Genomic DNA, 14,322 nt, shown 5'->3' with positions numbered 1-14,322 from the left:
CATGCAGAGAGAAACCGTATTCGACCTGATCGGCGTCGGCTTCGGGCCGTCGAATCTGGCGCTGGCCGTGCGCCTCGAGGAGCGGCGTGCGGCGCGCCCGCTCGCCCGATGCTTCATCGAACGGCAGCCGGATTTCGGCTGGCATCGCGGGATGCTGCTCGACGACTGCCGGATGCAGATCTCGTTTCTGAAGGATCTCGTCACGATGCGCGATCCGAAAAGCCGCTATACGTTCATCAACTACCTGTTCGAACGCGGCCGGCTGAACGAATTCGTCAACCTGAAGAACTTCTATCCGACCCGTGTCGAATTCCACGACTACCTGAGCTGGGTCGCCGACGCGTTCGACGAGCACGTCCATTACAGCGAGACCGTCACGGCCATCGAACCCGTGCGCGGCGAAGGCGCGCGGATCGATGCGCTGCGCGTGGTGTCGCGCGACGCGGCCGGCCATGAGCGCCAGCGCGTGACGCGCGCGCTGTCGGTCGGCGTCGGCGGCACGCCGGCGGTGCCGGACGCGTTCGCCGCGCTCGGCCGCGATCGCGTGATCCATTCGTCGTCGTACCTGACCGACATCGACCGCCTGGCCGCGTCGCCGGACGGCGCGCGCCGCCGCGTCGCGGTGATCGGCGCGGGGCAGAGCGCGGCCGAGGTGTTCATCGACCTCGCGCGCCGCTTCCCGCACGTCGACGCGAGCCTCGTGATGCGCGCGGGCGCGCTGAAGCCGGCCGACGACAGTCCGTTCGTCAACGAGATCTTCAGTCCCGAGTTCACCGACGTCGTCTACGCGCAGCCGCACGATGCACGCCGCGCGCTGCTCGAGCGCTACCGCGACACCAACTACGCGGTGGTCGACCGGCCGCTGATCGAGCAGATCTACGAAATGCTGTATCTGCAGCGCATCGACGGCACGCCGCGTCATGCGCTGCTCGCGAACAGCGCGATCGAAGCCGCGGTGCGCACCGCCGACGGCTGCATCGAACTGACGCTGCGCGACCGGATGAACGGCACGACGCGTGTCGAACGCTTCGATGCGCTCGTGCTCGCGACCGGCTACCGGCGCGACACGCATTCGACGCTGCTCGAAGGACTCGCGCCGCATCTCGGCGATGCGCTCACGCGCGGTGACGTCACGCGCGACTACCTGCTCGCGACGCCCGAGCACTTCGCGCCGCGCATCTACCTGCAAGGCTGCTGCGAAGACAGCCACGGCCTGTCCGACACGCTGCTGTCGGTCCTGGCGCGCCGCGCGGACGAGATCTGCGCGTCGCTCGAGGAAGGGATCGCGCCCGCCCATGACGATGGCGCGGCCCGGGCACTGCATGAACAACGACATCAAGACGGGGCGAGCGCGGGCCGCATGGCTTTCGCTCTTTGACAAAGGCGCGGTCGGGGACCGCATCAAAAAAGTGGAGCAGAGAAAGATGGAGTGGGCAACAGGCACGCGTTTGCGTGCGATCGCAGCCGCGGCAAGCGTGGCGTTCGGGATGGCGGCAGGGCACGCATTCGCCCAGACGGCGCCGGCCGTGAACGCAGGCGCCGCGGCGCCGGCCAGCAGCAATGCACGCAACGGCGCGGCGGACAATGCGTCGACCGGCGCGCCGAGCGGCTCGGCGACCGGCACGCTGCCGGCGATCAACGTCAACGCGGGCTCGGAAGGAGACGGCACGGTCGGTCTCGTCGCGAAGCGCAGCAGGACCGGCACCAAGACCGATACGTCGATCAATGAAATCCCGCAGACGATCAACGTCGTCACCGCGCAGCAGATCGAGATGACCGGCGCGACCGACGTGAACGCGGCACTGCGCTACGTGCCGGGCTTCTCGTCGTACGGCTCGGACAACCGTTCCGACTGGTACGCGGCGCTGCGCGGCTTCACGCCGACCGCCTACGTGAACGGCCTGCAGGTGCCGAACACGCTGAACCTGTCGAGCTGGCGCGTCGATCCGTACATGATCGACAGCATCACCGTGCTGCGCGGGCCGACGTCGGTGCTGTACGGCGCGGGCGACCCGGGCGCGATCATCGACGTGCAGACCAAGACGGCCGACGGCGAGCGCGTGCGCGAAGCCGGCGTGCAGTTCGGCAACTATGCGCGCAAGCAGTTCATGATCGACGTCGGCGACAAGCTCGACGCGGACGGCAAGTATGCGTACCGGTTCGTCGGCGTCGCACGCGACGGCAACGCGCTGACGGGGCCGAACAACGACCAGCGCGTCGCGCTCGCGCCGTCGTTCCGCTGGCGCCCGGACGCGGATACGTCGCTGACGCTGTCGGCCACGTACCTGCAGGACTGGGGCGACATCTCGTCGAACTTCCTGCCGGCGCAAGGCACGGTGCTGCCGAACCCGAACGGGCAGCTCGACAAGGACGTGTACGGCGGCGACCCGAATTTCAACTACTACCGCAAGAAGCAGTGGTCGCTCGGCTACCAGTTCGAGCGGAACCTGAATTCGATGTGGACGTTCCGGCAGAACGTGCGCTGGATGCACCTGTCGCTCGACAACGGGTCGGTGTTCGGCGCGGGCTTCGCGGACGGCAGCCTGACCGACATCAACCGCTGGGCCGGCGTGTTCCAGACGAACTACAGCCGCTTCGACATCGACAACAACCTGCAGGGCCGGTTCGGCACGGGGCCGCTCGAGCACACGCTGCTGCTCGGCTTCCAGTACAACCGGCAGACCGCGACCGACAGCGAATGGCTCGCCGCCGCATCGACGCTGAACATCTACAACCCGGTCTACACGCCGGTCACGCTGTCCGTGTTCTCGCCGCCTAACACGACGTACCGCACCAACACGTACACGACGATGAACACGTTCGGGCTCTACGTGCAGGACCAGGTCAAGTGGAACCGCTGGACGCTGACGCTCGGCGGCCGTGAGGACTGGGTCAACCAGCGGATGGACGATCGCGAGGGCGGCACGCAGTCGAAGGCCGACGTCACGGCGTTCACCGGCCGCGTGGGCCTCACGTACCAGGGCGACTACGGGCTGTCGCCGTACATCAGCTACGCGACGTCGTTCAACCCGCTGATCGGCGTGAACCTGTACGGCGGCGGCCTGCCGCAGCCGACACGCGGCAAGCAGATCGAGGCCGGCCTGCGCTGGCAGCCGCCCGGCCGGAACCTGATGCTGAGCGCGGCGATCTACCAGATCAACCAGACCAACGTGCTCACGCCGACGCCGACGAATCTCGACCCGACCGGCACGACGTCGGTCCAGACCGGCGAAGTGCGTTCGCGCGGGATTGAGCTGAACGCGACCGGCAAGCTCACGCGGAACCTGTCGCTGATCGCGTCCTACGTCTACCAGGACGTGAAGAACGTGAAGGCGAACGACGCGTCGCTGAACAACTGGCCGGTCGACATTCCGCGCCCGCGCCAGATGGCGTCGCTGTGGGCGGACTGGACGTGGCACACGGGGCCGCTCACGGGCTTCGGCCTGGGCGGCGGCGTCCGTTACCAGAGTGCGTCGGCCGGTGCGGCGGACAACTCGCTGACGGTCGCGAGCTACACGCTGTTCGACGCGGGCGTGCACTACGACACGCGTAACTGGCGCTTTGCCGTGAACGGGACGAACCTGTTCAACCGCCACTACATCAGCGGTTGCCAGTCGACGAGCGTCTGCATTTTCGGTACCGACCGCACGGTGATCGCCACCGCGAAATACAACTGGTGACGCCGCGCGCCGCGGCGCGCCGGCCGGCCTTCGGGCCGGCGCGGGCGGGCCGCGGCGCCGTCGTCCGCTTTTTCCACGACGCCTCCATGCCGAAGAAAAATCTCGTCTACATCCAGTCGCTGCGCAACGGCGCGGCCGATCGCGCCGGCCAGCCGGTCGCTTACCAGGGCGGCACGCGCTACATGAAGGCGCCGCTCGAATTCCTCGTCGAGCGCCTGAACGATTCGCCGCTCGGCGAACGCTATACGCTGAAAGGCGTGATCGTCGACGACGACGAAGGCTCGCCGGCCGATCGAGCGAAGGTCGCCGACTACGGCTTCACGCGCACGCCGGGCCGCCCGTGGATTCTGCCCGACGGGCTGACCGTGCAGGGCCGGCCGGTCGACGAACTGTTCTGCACGATTGCGTCGACGTACCGCCGGCTGCCGCGCGACGCGCGCGAGCGCGTGACCGGCAAGCAGGCGTTCGAGCGCCGCCTGCTCGAACGCCTGCTCGAACTCGACGCCGACGTGGTGGTGCTCGACGGGCTGCTCGTGATCCTCGACGAACTCGTGCGTCCCGGCGCGCGCTTTCACCGCCGCATCGCGAACATCCACCCCGGCATCACGGCCGACGATTCGCCGTACCAGCGGCGCGGCGCATGGGCGACGCTCGACGCGCTGCACGGCGCGCGCGGCGAACGGGTCGACTGGGCGAGCGGCGCGACGTCGCGCGTCGAACCCGTGACGATGACGGGCGCGTCGTTCCATTACGTCGACAACGGCATCGATTCCGGCGAGGTGATCTGCGACGTGCTCGACACACCGATCGCGCCGGACGACACGATTCTCGAACTGCGCTGGAACAACTTCCAGCGCAGCCTGTTTCCGGCGCTCGAGCGAGGGCTGCACATCCTCGCCGACCGCCACGACGCGGGAGCACTGTGATGGAAGACACGATGACGAAGCCGGCGCGCACGGCAGACGCCGTCGAAGGCGAGGTGGCCGCGGCACTTGACGGCGCCGCGCACGGGCCGGCGACGCCCGCCGCCGAGCGCACGCTCGATTCGTGGCGGCCCGATGATCCGCCGGCCGCGCTGCTCGCGGCATTCGTCGCACTGTTCAACACCGACACGCGGCACGACGCGGCGACGGTGTCGGTGCCGCTCGGCGGCGCCGATCGGGCGGCCGTCGCGTCGTACGTCGACCGCGCGGTGCGCGAAGGCGTGATCGACGGCGCGCAGGTCGCGGGCGACCGGTTGCGCCTGAGCGCATCGCGCGCAACGTTCTGGCAGAACCCGCAGCCGTGGCTGAAGGCGCCCGCGTCGGGCGGGATGCCGCTGCGCTACACGATCACGAACGGCCATCGGCATCCGGTGCGGCCGCCGTCGCCGGCCGGCGAGATCTATGCGCGCTACATGCCGCAGGTCGGGATGACGTTCAGCCTGCGCACCGTCGACATCGATGCCCATGCGCAGCTGTTCAGCGACTGGATGAACCTCGATCGCGTCGCGCATTTCTGGGATCAGCGCGGCACGCTCGACGAGCACGCCGCGTATCTCGCGGAGCGGCTTGCCGATCCGCACATGCATCCGATGATCGGCTATTTCGACGACACGCCGTTCGGGTATTTCGAGTTCTACTGGGCGAAGGAGGACCGCCTCGCGCCGTTCTACGACGCGCACGACCACGATCGCGGGCTGCACCTGCTGATCGGCGACTCGCGCTTCCAGAGCGCGGGCAAGCTGCATGCGTGGTGGAGCGGGGTGCTGCACTACATGTTCGTCGACGAACCGCGCACGCAGCGGCTCGTCGGCGAGCCGCGCGTCGATCACGTGCGGCATATCGCGTACATGCACCGGCTCGGGTTCCATACGCTGAAGGAGTTCGACTTCCCGCACAAGCGCGCGGCGCTCACCGTGATGGAGCGCGAGACATTCTTCGACACTTTCCGGTTGCCGTGACGGGACGGGGGCGCGAAGCGTCGATGCGCCGATTTGCAAGCGTCGACGTTTCGCGCGGCGAGAAGGGCGGGCATCGGCCGTTCGGGATATGGATCGGGCGAGCAGCATGAGGAAGAATGGACCGCTCCCTCATCGCAGACTGGTCGTGACGACATGGCAAGCACCCCCGCGACGGCATCGGGCGCGATCCCCGATCCATGCTCCCCGACATTGACATATGCCGGCATATGCCTAGAATGGGCGCATCGTACTCCCATGGAGTGGCTCATGCGCACCGTTTCCATTTTCAAGAACGCCCGTAACCAGGCAATCCGCATCCCGAAGGACATGGAATTCGAGGGTGTGACGGAACTCGAAATCCGCCGCGAGGGCGACACGCTGCTGCTGCGTCCGGTGCGGCCGACGTGGCTGTCGTTCGCAAGTGAACCGCTGGCCGATGCCGATTTCCTCGTCGAGCGCCCGGCTGTCGTCGAATCCGGCCGTTTCGACCTGTCCGGTGCCGATAACGACGCACCGCCGGAGTCGCGCCGGTGACCACGCTCTACATGCTCGATACGAACATCTGTTCGTTCATCATGCGCGAGCGGCCGCCCGTGGTGTTGTCCCGGTTGCAGTCGTGCGTCAATGCGCAGCACCGGATCGTCGTGTCGGCGATCACCTATGCCGAAATGCGGTTCGGCGCGGTCGGCAGAAAGGCATCGCCGAAGCATGCGGAACTCGTCACGGCCTTTGTCGCGCGGCTGGACGGTGTGCTGTCGTGGGATGCCGCGGCGGTCGATGCGACGGCCGCGATTCACGTCGACCTTGCCGCACGTGGCACACCGATCGGCGCGAACGATGCGTCGATCGCCGGTCACGCGATCGCGGCCGGTGCCGTGCTCGTCACGAACAATCGTCGCGAATTCAGCCGCGTCGCGGGGTTGTCGCTCGAAGACTGGGCGGCCTCGGCCCAGGGCTAGGGCTGTGAATGCGCGATGGCGTTGCTGTCGCGCGGTCGCACATCATGTGCGGGGCACGGGCGGATCCGCGAGGAAAGCGCCGCGGAACGCGTCGAGATACCGGTCGGCGTCATCGCTGAATTCACCCGGCAGCAGCGCGAACGCGCGGGCCTGCAGATCCTGCCCGAGCGTCGCGTAAGTCGCGTCGTCAGATAACAGCGCGCGGATCGCATCGTGCGTCTGCGGCGAAGCAATCCGCTTCGCCTCGCGCGCCAGCAGCAGCGCCGCCGCCAGCTCCGGCTGGAAGCCGTGCCGTTCGAGCAGATCGGGCGCGACGTCCCAGATGCGCTCGCGATTGCCCGCGTCGTGAAAATGCGTGAGCAGGAACAGCAGGTCGTACGCGTCGCTGTTCTGGCGCGCGCGCCGGTCCTTCCACGCAAGCAACTTCAGCAGCGCAAGCGCCGGCAGGCTCGCCACCGGCACCGCGATGCCGGTGGCGATCGACACGGCGAGCGCCGTATCGACCGCCTCCTGAAAGCCCAGCACGTTCAGCACGAAATCGCCGAGCGGCGGCCACGTGATCTCGCCGGGCGGTGCTTCGAGCGGCCCGAACGGCACGAGATCGAGCGCCGTGCGAAACCCTCGCGTCCCGCTGTCGAACAGCAGGGTCTGCTGATGCTTCGGCGCGCGCGCGAATTGCCCGGTCGCGACGAGCGCATCGACGAGCCGCTCGTGAAACGGCCAGCTCACCGCGCACACGGCGACGTCGACGTCCCGCGTCGCACGCACCGGCCGGATGCCGTGGACATGCCACATCAGGATGTCGCGCGCGGTTGCGCCGGCGACGACGAATGCCGTGTCGAGCCGCGCGCAGGCGGCACCGACCGCCTGCAGCAGCGCGACCGCCGCCGGCTCGAGCGGCCGGCGCGCGTCGACTTCAAGCGGTTCAAGCGGGCGGGCGGGCGAGGTATCGGTCATGGATGTGTTCGGCGGCGGCAAGATTGCGGCTGTCTCCTGACGAGACGAGATCCGCATAGATCAGCAGCGGCGGCACGAGCGGCACGTCCTGCTCGCGCCAGTCGAGCGCCGGCGACGGCGGCCAGAACGCTTCGAGCAGCTCGACGTCGCCGCGCTCGTCCGGGCGCAGGCGCGCCTGGAGCAGCAGGCGGCTCGACACGGCGCCGTGCGTATAGACGGTGACCGCGGCCGGCTTCAGGTCGTGCGTCAGCAGGTCGGCCGCCGGTTCGCCGCCGAGCCGCGCATCGAATGCCGCGAAATCGAAGGTGCGCCACCAGTCGGGCGCGACGGCGGCAAATCGCCGGGCCGGCAGTTTCGCGCGCAGGCGGCTCGGATACAGCGCGACCCATTCCTGCACGAAGCGCGGCCAGTCGGGCATCAGGCGCTCGCCATTGCGCCGCTGCGCGACGAGGCCGCGCGCGAGCAGGTCGTCCATGGCGAGATTGACCGTGCCGAGCGCGACGCCCGACGCGGCAGCGATCGCCCGGTACGGTTGCGCGACGAGGCCCGGCTGCGTCGCGAGCGCGAACATCACGGCGAGCCCCTTGGGTGTCGTCGCGCGCGACGCCTGCCGGCGCGGCGTGCGGGCGGGTTTCGGCCGGCCGGAGATCAGCACGGTCGCCTCCGGCTGGATCAGGCTCGCGTTGCCGGCGGTATCGAGGAACGGGATGCCTTGATCGGTCAGGCGGGCGGCCAGCTCGGCCGACACGTACGGCGCGACCAGCATCAGCGGCCGCTCGCCGGGCAGCGGGGCGCCGCCGCGGCGACGCAGCGCCGCGCGCGCGTCCTGCACCGAATCGACACCGATGCTCACGGCCGCCGGCATCTCGAAGGTCTGCCCGGCAATGCGGAAGCGGATCATCGCGTCGGCGTGCGCGGTGTATGCGACCGGCACGCGCACGGGCCGTGCGTCGAAGCGCCGGGTCGCGCGTTCGAACGCGGTGCAGGCTTCGTCGAGCACGTGCTGTTCCGCTATCGGCAGGGTGGCGTTCTCGGGCATCAGGGCGGGTCGCTTGTTCACTTTTTCATCAGCGTACACAAAAAATGTACACCCGTCAAAAAATGAACAAATTCGCTCAACCCGTTGATATGGCGGAATTATTCCGGAATGTTGAACGGCAATCAACGAACACTCCCCCTGCAGAATCGAGACTGAACACGCAGCGTCGCGAATTCCGGTCTTGCGCGGCAGTCGCCCGGATGGCCGGTTTTGCCGGCCGTGCGATGCGTCATGTGCCGCCGTGATCGCTAGGCAACTCCAGGTTGCCGCCGCGACGACTTTCTGTCTGTCCGGTTGCTGCCCAACGGGCTATCCTTGCCTGCACATTCCCCACCGAACCCAGGAGACGACACCGTGACGCACAGCGTGATCCCCGCAGGCCTCGCCGACGAAATGATCGAGATCCGGCACCGCATTCATGCCCACCCCGAACTGGGCTTCGAGGAATTCGCGACGAGCGACCTCGTTGCCGAGCAGTTGCAGGCATGGGGCTACGCGGTGCATCGCGGGCTCGGCGGCACGGGGGTGGTCGCGCAGCTGAAGATCGGCAACGGCACGCAGCGTCTCGGCTTGCGCGCCGACATGGACGCGCTGCCGATCCACGAGTCGACCGGCCTGCCGTACCAGAGCACGATCCCCGGCAAGATGCATGCGTGCGGCCACGACGGCCACACGGCGATGCTGCTCGCGGCCGCGAAGCACCTGGCGCGCGAGCGACGCTTTTCCGGCACGCTGAACCTGATTTTCCAGCCGGCCGAGGAAGGGCTCGGCGGCGCGAAGAAAATGCTCGACGACGGGCTGTTCGAGCAGTTCCCGTGCGACGCGATCTTCGCGATGCACAACATGCCGGGCTTCCCGACGGGCAAGTTCGGTTTCCTGCCGGGGCCGTTCATGGCGTCGTCGGATACCGTGATCGTCGACGTGCAGGGGCGCGGCGGCCACGGTGCGGTGCCGCACAAGGCGATCGACCCGGTCGTCGTGTGCGCGCAGATCGTCATCGCGCTGCAGACGATCGTGTCGCGCAACGTGTCGCCGCTCGACATGGCGATCGTCACGGTCGGCGCGATCCACGCGGGCGAGGCGCCGAACGTGATTCCCGATCGCGCGCAGATGCGCCTGTCCGTGCGCGCGCTGAAGCCCGAGGTGCGCGACCTGCTCGAGACGCGCATCCAGGAAGTCGTTCATGCGCAGGCGGCCGTGTTCGGCGCGACCGCGACGATCGACTACCAGCGCCGCTACCCGGTGCTCGTCAACGATGCGGAGATGACCGCGTTCGCACGCGGCGTCGCGCGCGAGTGGGTCGGCGAAGCGCACCTGATCGACGGGATGGTGCCGCTCACCGGCAGCGAGGATTTCGCGTTCCTGCTCGAACGGCGGCCGGGCTGCTACCTGATCATCGGCAACGGCGACGGGGAGGGCGGCTGCATGGTGCACAACCCCGGCTACGACTTCAACGACGCGGCGCTGCCGACCGGCGCGTCGTACTGGGTCAAGCTGGCCGAGACGTTTCTGGTGTGACGGAGTGTGCGGCGTGAGGTCCGGGGCCGGGCATCGGTAAGCCGTTCCGGCAGCCGAATGCAATATGTACCAAATTTTGGTATATGATAATTGCCTTGAAAAGGAGGTGAGCCATGCCCCGAAACACATCCGTTTCCCTTGGTGACCACTTTGCCGAATTCGTCGATGCTCAAGTGCAATCCGGGCGATATGGCTCTGCAAGCGATGTCGTACGGGCTGGTTTGCGGCTCCTCGAGTCACACGAAACGCAGGTGCGTGCGTTGCAAGAAGCGTTGAAGGCCGGTGAAGCATCAGGAGCGCCCAAGCCATTCGATAGCGAGGCGTTCCTGACGCGCATGCGGGGATCGCATGGCGGTTAAAGGTCGACAGCTTCAATTGACCCCACTGGCCGAACTCGATCTCGAAGACATTTGGCGCTATACCGCCGAGCATGGGTCGATCGGGCAGGCAGACCACTACCACCGCGATCTGATTGCAACCATGGAAGCGCTGGCGCGCGGCGAAAAGGTCGGCCGGACTTGCGTTGTTCGCGATGGCTATTGCCGGTACGCAGTGAGCTCACACGTCGTGTTCTATCGCGAAACGGACGACTCGCTCGATGTAATCAGGATTCTGCATCAGCGAATGGACCTCGAGCGGCATCTGTAATCGCGCGCACCGCGCAGTGCGATCACGTCGAAACGGCCCGCAATTCCGGTATGACGTGCCGTCTCGGTTCAATTGCGGCATGTGCCGAACTGGAACACGTCCCCACTGAACAACGCCACCGCCGCCTCCGGATTCGACGGCCAGTACATGTGCATGTACGTCGCGACGATCGAACCCGCGTGATAAACGGCCTCGCCGCTGCCGTGCGCCCCATCGGGCCGGGCGGCGGCCGCCACCGGCACCAGCGGCGTGTCGAGCCGCGAATAATGAAACGTATGGCCGCGCATCGGCCCGGTGCGCGTATCCAGCTGCTGCATCCCGAGCGCCGCGAACCGGCGCTGCATCGTCGCATGGCCTGACAGCAGCCCGAGCATCGGCGTCGTCGCGCCATCCACGTCGGTCAGCGACTCGCACAGATACACCATGCCCCCGCATTCCGCGACGATCGGCCGGCCGGCCGCCGCGTGTGCGCGAATCGTCCGCGCGGTCACGGCATTCGCCGCGAGCGTCGCCGCATGCAGTTCCGGATACCCGCCCGGCAGGAACAGCGCGTCGCACTCGCCGGGCACGGGTTCGTCGGCAAGCGGGGAAAAGAACCGCAGTTGCGCACCCAGCGCATCGAGCAGCGCGAGATTGGCCGGATAGATGAACGAGAACGCCGCATCGCGCGCGATCGCGATCCGCTTGCCGGCAAGCGCGCGCGGCAGCGGGGTGCGGACGTCCGGTTCCGCGAACGAGACGGCCGGCGGCAATTCGGCGAGCGCCGTCTGCGCGAGCACGTCGGCTGCACGATCGAGCCGCGCATCGAGGTCGCCGATGTCGGCCGGCTGGTGCAGGCCGAGATGCCGTTCCGGCAGCGCGATGCCCGCATCGGCCGGCACGTGCCCGAGCCAGCGCAAGTCGTCCGGCAGCGCCTGCCGCAACAGTTCCGCGTGTCGCGGCGACCCGACGCGGTTCGCGAGCACGCCGTGAAACGGCACCTCCGGCCGGAACCGGGCGAGCCCGAACGCGACCGCCGCGAACGTCTGCGCCATCGCCTTCGCGGAAATCACCGCGACGACCGGCACGCCGAACGCCGCCGCGAGATCGGCGCTGCTCGGCGTGCCGTCGAACAACCCCATCACGCCTTCGATCAGGATCAGGTCCGCGTCGCGCGCGGCCTCGGCGAGCAGCGCACGGCAGCCGGCTTCACCGACCATCCCGAGATCGAGCGCGTGCACGGGCGCGCCGCTCGCGCGCGCGAGCAGCATCGGGTCGAGAAAGTCCGGCCCGGTCTTGAACACCCGCACGCGCCGGCCGAGCCGGCGGTGCAGCCGCGCGAGGCCGGCCGTCACCGACGTCTTGCCCTGGCCGGACGCGGGCGCGCTGACGAACAGCGCGGGGCAGGCCGGCATCGGTCAGAACTCCACGCCGCGCTGGGCCTTCACGCCTTGCTCCTTGTACGGATGCTTGACGAGCCGCATTTCGGTGACGAGGTCGGCCGCATCGATCAGCGCATCGGGCGCATGCCGGCCGGTGACGACGACGTGCACCGAATCCGGCCGCGCGACGAGCGTCGCGAGCACTTCGTCGAGCGGCAGGTATTCGTACTTCAGCACGGTGTTCAGCTCGTCGAGGATCACCATCCGGTACTCGCCGCTTTCGATCATCCGGCGCGCCTCGTCCCAGCCCTTGCGCGCGGTCGCGATGTCGGCGTCGCGGTTCTGCGTGTTCCACGTATAGCCGTCGCCCATCGTCACGAAGTCGCATTCCGCGACCGCGCCGAGGAAGTCGCGCTCGGACGTATGCAGCGCGCCCTTGATGAACTGCACGACGCCGAGCCGCATGCCATGGCCGAGCACGCGCACGGCCATGCCGAACGCGGCCGTGCTCTTGCCCTTGCCGTTGCCGGTGTTGACGATCAGCAGGCCCTTTTCCTGGGTGGCGGCAGCCTGCTTCTTTTCATGGCCGGCGCGGCGGCGTTCGGTCATCCGCTGATGGGATTCGGCATCGGTCTTCATCGGGAGTCGTCCTGTCGAAAGCGAAACAAAGGGTTCAGAGCGGGCCGGCGAGCGCGACCGTCACGCCGTCCCGGATGGATTTGGGGCCGAGCAGCCGGCCATGCGGCGCTGCGAGCTGCGCGCACGGCTCGGCCACGCCCGCGACGCCGAAACGCGCGAGCGCGGCGGCCGACGGGCCGCTCAACGCCGGTTCGGGGCAATGCGCGAGCTGCGCCGCGTCGAACGCGACGAGCGGCCAGCCGCGCCGTGCGCACAGCGTGCGCAGCGGCCGGGCACGCGCCTTGTCGGCGAGCGTGGCGACGACGGCCGGCTCGGTGTCCGGGTAGCATGCCAGCGCCGCGCGGATCGCGGCATCGAGTTGCGCGGCCGTCACGCCCGCGCGGAAACCGACGCCGAGCGCGACGCGCATCATGCGCGGCCGCCGAGCGCCGCGCGCACCGCGGGATCGCCGGCGAGCGCCGCGACGCGGCCGATCACGACGATCGCCGGTGAACCGATGCCGGTTGCGCCCACCCGTTCGACGATCGTGTCGAGCGTCGCGAGCACGTGGCGCTGGCCGTCACGCGTGGCGTTCTCGATCGCCGCGCACGGCGTGTCGCCGGCCAGGCCGCCGTGACGCAGTGCGGCCGCGATCGCGTCGAGCCGGCGAATGCCCATGTAGATCACGATCGTCATCCGCGTCGCGGCGAGCGCGCGCCAGTCGGGTTCGTCCGCGCCCGCGCCGTGGCCCGTGACGAAGATCACGCCCTGCGCGTCGCCGCGATGCGTGACCGGAATGCCGAGCGCGGCCGGCGCGGCGATACCGGCCGTGATGCCGTTGACGACCTCGACCGGAAAACCGGCCGCGCCGAGCGCGAGCAGTTCCTCGCCGCCGCGGCCGAACACGAACGGATCGCCACCCTTGAGCCGCGCGACGCTGCGGCCCGCGCGCAGATGCGCGAGCATCGCGGCGACGATCGTTTCCTGCGGCGTCGAGGCATGGCCGCCGCGCTTGCCGACGTGCTCGATGCGTGCGTCGGCACGCGCGTGGCGCAATACGTCGGGGTTCACGAGATCGTCGACGAGCAGCACGTCGGCCGCGGCGATCGCGCGCACGGCCTTCAGCGTCAGCAGATCGGCGTCGCCGGGGCCGGCGCCGACGAGCCATGCGCGGCTCATCGGACGCGGCACGGCGCGCACCGTGTCGTGGCAGTGGAAAGGGGACAGCGAGCGGCACATCGGCGGCCGGCGGACAGGCAATGCATGACGGATCGAGCGAAGCCCGCGCAAGCGCGGGCGGAATGCGCACCCCATCCGTCCCCCGCGGATCGGGCGTTCGGCGAGCATCGGGCTCGCCCCTTGCGTCGGCCGGTATCCGGGCTGGCCGCTTGCCAGGCCGCAGCCTTCCCGCCCGCTGAAGGGCAGTGGCATCGCGGGCGGCCTGGGCGCGTGCGGGGGAACCGCGGCGCGCGGGCGGCGTACCGTTGCGGGGACAGCACAGGCCGGCCGGACTTCCGCCTCCTGTTTCCCGTTTAACTGCGTGCGCGGAATGCGCACGCGAGCACCGAACGCGGCGCATACGATAGCACAGCGGCCGGCC

The 14,322-nt window shown here is 68.7% G+C and carries 15 protein-coding genes and 1 riboswitch; of the genes, 9 read left to right on the top strand and 6 right to left on the bottom strand.

Annotation, left to right across the window (positions count from 1 at the left end; all coding sequences use genetic code 11):
• Nucleotide 1: 1 nt before the first annotated feature.
• The 6 genes from DIE22_RS06450 (at nucleotide 2) to DIE22_RS06425 (ending at nucleotide 6,581) form a co-directional block, all read left to right on the top strand.
• Entirely contained in the window at nucleotides 2-1,378 is a 1,377-nt protein-coding gene (locus DIE22_RS06450; protein ID WP_124497551.1) for a lysine N(6)-hydroxylase/L-ornithine N(5)-oxygenase family protein, read from the top strand.
• Between the two features lie 46 nt (nucleotides 1,379-1,424).
• Nucleotides 1,425-3,680, top strand: a complete 2,256-nt coding sequence (locus tag DIE22_RS06445; protein ID WP_124497552.1) for a TonB-dependent siderophore receptor — start codon at nucleotides 1,425-1,427, stop codon at nucleotides 3,678-3,680.
• Between the two features lie 86 nt (nucleotides 3,681-3,766).
• Entirely contained in the window at nucleotides 3,767-4,606 is an 840-nt protein-coding gene (locus tag DIE22_RS06440; RefSeq protein ID WP_124497553.1) for a formyltransferase family protein, read from the top strand.
• Complete coding sequence (locus tag DIE22_RS06435; RefSeq protein ID WP_124497554.1) at nucleotides 4,606-5,622, top strand: GNAT family N-acetyltransferase; 1,017 nt, start codon at nucleotides 4,606-4,608, stop codon at nucleotides 5,620-5,622. The genes DIE22_RS06440 and DIE22_RS06435 overlap by 1 nt, the downstream gene beginning before the upstream one ends.
• Nucleotides 5,623-5,889: 267 nt before the next feature.
• Nucleotides 5,890-6,156: a type II toxin-antitoxin system VapB family antitoxin gene (gene vapB, locus DIE22_RS06430; protein ID WP_124497623.1), complete on the top strand. Its 267-nt coding sequence runs from the start codon at nucleotides 5,890-5,892 to the stop codon at nucleotides 6,154-6,156.
• A complete protein-coding gene (locus DIE22_RS06425) occupies nucleotides 6,153-6,581 on the top strand; it encodes a type II toxin-antitoxin system VapC family toxin (RefSeq protein ID WP_124604750.1) in 429 nt (142 codons plus the stop codon). The genes vapB and DIE22_RS06425 overlap by 4 nt, the downstream gene beginning before the upstream one ends.
• 42 nt (nucleotides 6,582-6,623) lie before the next feature.
• On the opposite strand, the gene DIE22_RS06420 is transcribed toward DIE22_RS06425, so the two are convergent.
• Nucleotides 6,624-7,538 carry a nucleotidyl transferase AbiEii/AbiGii toxin family protein gene (locus DIE22_RS06420; protein ID WP_124604749.1) on the bottom strand — a complete coding sequence of 305 codons (915 nt, stop codon included), beginning with the start codon at nucleotides 7,536-7,538 and terminating at the stop codon, nucleotides 6,624-6,626.
• Nucleotides 7,507-8,577, bottom strand: coding sequence for a type IV toxin-antitoxin system AbiEi family antitoxin (locus tag DIE22_RS06415; protein WP_124604795.1), 1,071 nt, complete (start codon nucleotides 8,575-8,577; stop codon nucleotides 7,507-7,509). The genes DIE22_RS06420 and DIE22_RS06415 overlap by 32 nt, the downstream gene beginning before the upstream one ends.
• Nucleotides 8,578-8,931: 354 nt before the next feature.
• On the opposite strand from DIE22_RS06415, the gene DIE22_RS06410 reads away from it, so the two are divergent.
• The 3 genes from DIE22_RS06410 (at nucleotide 8,932) to DIE22_RS06400 (ending at nucleotide 10,743) form a co-directional block, all read left to right on the top strand.
• Nucleotides 8,932-10,095: a M20 aminoacylase family protein gene (locus DIE22_RS06410; RefSeq protein WP_124604748.1), complete on the top strand. Its 1,164-nt coding sequence runs from the start codon at nucleotides 8,932-8,934 to the stop codon at nucleotides 10,093-10,095.
• A 113-nt stretch (nucleotides 10,096-10,208) separates the two neighbouring features.
• The gene (locus DIE22_RS06405) at nucleotides 10,209-10,454 is read left to right on the top strand and encodes a type II toxin-antitoxin system ParD family antitoxin (RefSeq protein ID WP_124497558.1); all 246 of its coding nucleotides are present in this window, start codon (nucleotides 10,209-10,211) and stop codon (nucleotides 10,452-10,454) included.
• Between the two features lie 16 nt (nucleotides 10,455-10,470).
• Nucleotides 10,471-10,743, top strand: a complete 273-nt coding sequence (locus DIE22_RS06400) for a type II toxin-antitoxin system RelE/ParE family toxin (protein WP_311767440.1) — start codon at nucleotides 10,471-10,473, stop codon at nucleotides 10,741-10,743.
• A 68-nt stretch (nucleotides 10,744-10,811) separates the two neighbouring features.
• On the opposite strand, the gene DIE22_RS06395 is transcribed toward DIE22_RS06400, so the two are convergent.
• From DIE22_RS06395 to cobA, 4 genes are read right to left on the bottom strand one after another with little or no spacing between them, the layout of a single operon-like run.
• A complete protein-coding gene (locus tag DIE22_RS06395; protein WP_124604747.1) occupies nucleotides 10,812-12,137 on the bottom strand; it encodes a cobyrinate a,c-diamide synthase in 1,326 nt (441 codons plus the stop codon).
• A 3-nt stretch (nucleotides 12,138-12,140) separates the two neighbouring features.
• Nucleotides 12,141-12,743 (bottom strand): cob(I)yrinic acid a,c-diamide adenosyltransferase, encoded by a 603-nt coding sequence (gene cobO, locus DIE22_RS06390; protein ID WP_124497561.1) that lies wholly within the window; start codon nucleotides 12,741-12,743, stop codon nucleotides 12,141-12,143.
• A 34-nt stretch (nucleotides 12,744-12,777) separates the two neighbouring features.
• Nucleotides 12,778-13,155, bottom strand: a complete 378-nt coding sequence (locus DIE22_RS06385; protein WP_124604746.1) for a cobalamin biosynthesis protein — start codon at nucleotides 13,153-13,155, stop codon at nucleotides 12,778-12,780.
• A complete protein-coding gene (gene cobA, locus DIE22_RS06380; protein WP_124497563.1) occupies nucleotides 13,152-13,961 on the bottom strand; it encodes a uroporphyrinogen-III C-methyltransferase in 810 nt (269 codons plus the stop codon). Before cobA ends, DIE22_RS06385 begins: the two co-directional genes overlap by 4 nt.
• A gap of 109 nt (nucleotides 13,962-14,070) precedes the next feature.
• Nucleotides 14,071-14,306, bottom strand: a riboswitch (cobalamin riboswitch).
• Nucleotides 14,307-14,322: the final 16 nt, after the last annotated feature.

This window comes from Burkholderia sp. Bp9142 (assembly GCF_003853415.1).
Taxonomy (GTDB): Bacteria; Pseudomonadota; Gammaproteobacteria; order Burkholderiales; family Burkholderiaceae; genus Burkholderia.
The sequence above is the reverse complement of the archived record's forward strand: the minus strand, read 5'-3'. Positions and strand labels throughout refer to the sequence as shown.

What these genes read in the sequence shown, in the direction of transcription:
- DIE22_RS06445 (WP_124497552.1), top strand. Translation starts at nt 1,425, where the DNA reads ATGGAGTGGGCAACAGGCACGCGTTTGCGTGCGATCGCAGCCGCGGCA.
- DIE22_RS06420 (WP_124604749.1), bottom strand. Translation starts at nt 7,538, where the DNA reads ATGACCGATACCTCGCCCGCCCGCCCGCTTGAACCGCTTGAAGTCGAC.
- DIE22_RS06385 (WP_124604746.1), bottom strand. Translation starts at nt 13,155, where the DNA reads ATGATGCGCGTCGCGCTCGGCGTCGGTTTCCGCGCGGGCGTGACGGCC.
- cobO (WP_124497561.1), bottom strand. Translation starts at nt 12,743, where the DNA reads ATGAAGACCGATGCCGAATCCCATCAGCGGATGACCGAACGCCGCCGC.
- vapB (WP_124497623.1), top strand. Translation starts at nt 5,890, where the DNA reads ATGCGCACCGTTTCCATTTTCAAGAACGCCCGTAACCAGGCAATCCGC.
- DIE22_RS06405 (WP_124497558.1), top strand. Translation starts at nt 10,209, where the DNA reads ATGCCCCGAAACACATCCGTTTCCCTTGGTGACCACTTTGCCGAATTC.
- DIE22_RS06395 (WP_124604747.1), bottom strand. Translation starts at nt 12,137, where the DNA reads ATGCCGGCCTGCCCCGCGCTGTTCGTCAGCGCGCCCGCGTCCGGCCAG.
- DIE22_RS06415 (WP_124604795.1), bottom strand. Translation starts at nt 8,577, where the DNA reads ATGCCCGAGAACGCCACCCTGCCGATAGCGGAACAGCACGTGCTCGAC.
- cobA (WP_124497563.1), bottom strand. Translation starts at nt 13,961, where the DNA reads ATGTGCCGCTCGCTGTCCCCTTTCCACTGCCACGACACGGTGCGCGCC.
- DIE22_RS06450 (WP_124497551.1), top strand. Translation starts at nt 2, where the DNA reads ATGCAGAGAGAAACCGTATTCGACCTGATCGGCGTCGGCTTCGGGCCG.
- DIE22_RS06435 (WP_124497554.1), top strand. Translation starts at nt 4,606, where the DNA reads ATGGAAGACACGATGACGAAGCCGGCGCGCACGGCAGACGCCGTCGAA.
- DIE22_RS06440 (WP_124497553.1), top strand. Translation starts at nt 3,767, where the DNA reads ATGCCGAAGAAAAATCTCGTCTACATCCAGTCGCTGCGCAACGGCGCG.